The sequence below is a fragment of the Streptomyces colwelliae genome (assembly GCF_048158785.1).
Classification (GTDB): Bacteria; Actinomycetota; Actinomycetes; order Streptomycetales; family Streptomycetaceae; genus Streptomyces.
Genome location: NZ_JBLTJC010000644.1, coordinates 1 through 3,332 on the forward strand (window position 1 = coordinate 1; position 3,332 = coordinate 3,332).

Consider the following 3,332-nt stretch of genomic DNA (forward strand, 5'->3'; position numbering starts at 1 on the left):
GCCACAACGCTCCCGCAGGTTCGTACTTACCCGCGGCCCGGTGGTGGGCTGGTCGCGCAGTTCCCCGCGCCCCTAAAAGCCTCAGCGCTCCTTTGTTTCCTCCAGCACCGTGCGGCCCAGCAAGGCATAACGCTCAGGGGCCCGGCGCTTCAGGTACTGGGCGTAGCCGATGCCCGTCGCCGCGACCAGTAGCACCAGCCACGGGGTCGCCTTCAGGACCGGCGAGTTGGACTCCGAGCCCGCCGCGACGCTCATGTTGGACACCAGGAGCAACACCACCGCCAGCATCGCGATGCCGCCGAGGAGCGGCGCGGTGAACGTCTTGAACCAGTGCCGGCTCTCGGGGTGGTTCTTGCGGAAGTAGGCCAGCACCGCGAACGAACAGACCGCCTGCACCACGAGGATCGCCATCGTGCCGAGGATGGCCAGCAGGACGTACAGCGCGTTGGCCGGGTCCTTGCTCGTGGCCCAGAAGCCGACGATCAGCACCGCGCTCACCACCGTCTGCACCAGGCCCGCGATGTGCGGGGAGCCGTGCTTGGCGTGGGTGCGGCCGACGGTGTTCTTGAGCTTCGGCAGGACGCCTTCGCGGCCCAGGGCGTACATGTAGCGGCTGGCGCAGTTGTGGAAGGCCATTCCGCAGGCGAGCGAGCCGGTGATCATCAGCCACTGCATGAGGTCGACCGCCCAGTGGCCGACGTAGCGCTCGGTGGGGTTGAAGAAGAGGGCGAGCGGGTTCGCGGAGGACGCGGCCTTCACGGCCTCCGTCTCGCCGTTGCCGATGATGGCCATCCAGGAGACGAAGACGTAGAAGACGCCGACGCCGAGGACGGAGATCATCGTCGCCTTGGGGATGATCTTCTTCGGGTCGCGGGACTCCTCGCCGTACATCGCCGTCGACTCGAAGCCGACCCACGACCAGAAGGCGAAGAAGAGGCCGAGTCCGGCGCTGGTGCCCTTGAACGCGTTGACCGGGTTGACCGGGCCGAAGGTGAAGCCGTGCGGGCCGCCGCCGTGCAGGGCGACCGAGATCGCCATCGCCGCGAGGACGGTCACCTCGGTGCCGAGCAGGACCACGAGGAGTTTCTCGGCGACCGAGACGCCGAACCAGGTGCCCGTCGCGTTGACGGCCAGCATCACGATCGCGCAGGCCCACCACGGGACGTCAAGTCCCGTCTGGTCCTTGAGGGTTCCGGTGGCGAAGATCGAGAAGATGCCGATCAGCGCCGGCTCGAACACGACGTACGCGAAGGTCGCGAGGAGGCCCGACGCGAGTCCGACGGTGCGGCCGAGGCCGTAGGAGATGAAGCCGTAGAAGGCGCCGGTGGAGGTGATGTGCTTCGCCATCGAGGTGAAGCCGACGGAAAAGATTGCCAGGACGACCATTGCGACGAGGTAGCTCGCCGGGGCGCCTATGCCGTTGCCGGACGAGACCATGAAGGGCACGTTGCCGGTCATCGCGGTGATCGGGGCGGCCGTGGCGACGGCCATGAAGACCACGCCCAGCAGGCCGATGGCGTTGGGCTTGAGCCGGTGAACAGCGCCGTCCTCGCTTGTGTTCGCCGCGGGGGCGACTCCTTCGTCCACTGCCATCGGGGTGGCTCCTCTCCTGCTGCTCGGCTGGTGTGTCGAACCGGAACTCTGTAGGCCAAATGAGTCGGCCAAGGGCTGCGGGACGTTAAATGTTTGTCAACCAGACCTTTAGAAATCTGAAGAAATCTGGGGGCAACACGCGCCTCGTACGGTCACCGGCATGAGTACGTACACCTCCACGCTCGGCGGCCACAGCTACCGCTTCGGCTCCCTCGCGCGTCTGCTCGCCGCCGCGAGCCCGGAGCGTTCCGGCGACCGGCTGGCGGGGCTGGCCGCCGCGTCCGCCCAGGAGCGGGTCGCGGCGCGCTGGGCGCTGGCGGACGTACCGCTGACCGCGGTCCTCGCCGAGCCGGTGATCCCGTACGAGACGGATGACGTGACCCGGCTGATTCTCGACACGCACGACACGGGTGCGTTCGCGGCGGTGGCCGGTATGACGGTGGGCGGGTTCCGGGAGTGGCTGCTGGCGGCGGATGCCGGCGAACTGGCCGCCGTAGCACCCGGGTTGACGCCGGAGATGGTCGCGGCGGTGTCGAAGCTCATGGGCAACGCGGACCTCGTCGCCGTCGCGCGGAAGGTGCGGGTGGTGACCGCCTTCCGCTCCACGATCGGTCTGCCGGGACGGTTGGCCACCCGCCTCCAGCCCAACCACCCCACCGACGACCCGGCCGGAGTCGCCGCGGCCCTCCTGGACGGACTGCTCCTCGGCTCCGGCGACGCGGTGATCGGCATCAACCCCGCGACGGACAGCACGAAGGCGGTACGGGACCTGCTGGAGCTGCTGGACGGAGTGATCCAGCGGTACGCCATCCCCACCCAGTCCTGCGTGTTGTCCCACGTCACGACGAGCATGGACCTGATGGCGGCCGGCGCCCCCGTGGACCTCGTCTTCCAGTCCATCGCGGGCACCCAGGCGGCGAACGCGTCCTTCGGCGTGACGCTGGGCCTGCTCGACGAGGCGTACGAGGCGGCGAAGGCGCTGGGCCGGGGCACGGTCGGCGACAACGTCATGTACTTCGAGACGGGCCAGGGCAGCGCCCTTTCGGCGGACGCGCACCACGGCGTCGACCAGCAGACGGTGGAGGCACGGGCATACGCGGTCGCCCGCCGCTACGACCCGCTCCTCGTGAACACGGTGGTGGGCTTCATAGGCCCGGAGTACCTCTACGACGGCCGCCAGATCCTCCGCGCGGCCCTGGAGGACCACTTCTGCGGCAAGGTCCTCGGCCTGCCCATGGGCCTGGACATCTGCTACACCAACCACGCCGACGCGGACGACGACGACATCGCCACGATGCTCACCATGCTCGGCGTGGCCGGCGCGTCCTTCGTGATCTGCACACCGGGCGGCGACGACATCATGCTCAACTACCAATCCGCCTCGTACCACGACGCGTTGTACCTCCGCGAGGTCCTCGGGCTGCGCCCAGCACCGGAGTTCGAGACCTGGCTCGCCTCGATCGGCCTGCTGGGCGAGGGCGGCGAGATCAGAGACGTGTCCGGTACGACCCACCCGTTGACGGCGATCGGAAGGGAACTGGTGGCATGACGATCAGTCAAGTGGAGTCTGTGGAGCGGGATCTGTGGCCGACCCTGCGTCGCCACACGCAGGCGGGCATGGCGACGGGCGCGGTGTCGGTCGTAGCAGCGGGCGTGGTGGCGGTCGTAGGACCGGTGTTGGATGTCATGGGATTCTCCCTGCGTCGACGATCTTCGCCAGCAGGGTAAGCGGTTGCCTC

At 68.4% G+C, this 3,332-nt stretch carries 3 protein-coding genes; 2 read left to right on the forward strand and 1 reads right to left on the reverse strand.

Annotated elements, in window-relative coordinates:
• Nucleotides 1-81: 81 nt before the first annotated feature.
• Nucleotides 82-1,593, reverse strand: coding sequence for an APC family permease (locus ACNFOC_RS52525; protein WP_416966044.1), 1,512 nt, complete (start codon nt 1,591-1,593; stop codon nt 82-84).
• 160 nt (nt 1,594-1,753) lie between these two features.
• On the opposite strand from ACNFOC_RS52525, the gene ACNFOC_RS52530 reads away from it, so the two are divergent.
• Nucleotides 1,754-3,142 carry an ethanolamine ammonia-lyase subunit EutB gene (locus tag ACNFOC_RS52530; protein WP_416966045.1) on the forward strand — a complete coding sequence of 463 codons (1,389 nt, stop codon included), beginning with the start codon at nt 1,754-1,756 and terminating at the stop codon, nt 3,140-3,142.
• A complete protein-coding gene (locus ACNFOC_RS52535) occupies nt 3,139-3,321 on the forward strand; it encodes a hypothetical protein (protein WP_416966046.1) in 183 nt (60 codons plus the stop codon). Before ACNFOC_RS52530 ends, ACNFOC_RS52535 begins: the two co-directional genes overlap by 4 nt.
• The last annotated feature ends 11 nt before the right edge of the window (nt 3,322-3,332 follow it).

Excerpts from the sequence above, each read along its gene's own strand:
- ACNFOC_RS52535 (WP_416966046.1), top strand. The coding sequence starts at position 3,139 with ATGACGATCAGTCAAGTGGAGTCTGTGGAGCGGGATCTGTGGCCGACC.
- ACNFOC_RS52525 (WP_416966044.1), bottom strand. The coding sequence starts at position 1,593 with ATGGCAGTGGACGAAGGAGTCGCCCCCGCGGCGAACACAAGCGAGGAC.
- ACNFOC_RS52530 (WP_416966045.1), top strand. The coding sequence starts at position 1,754 with ATGAGTACGTACACCTCCACGCTCGGCGGCCACAGCTACCGCTTCGGC.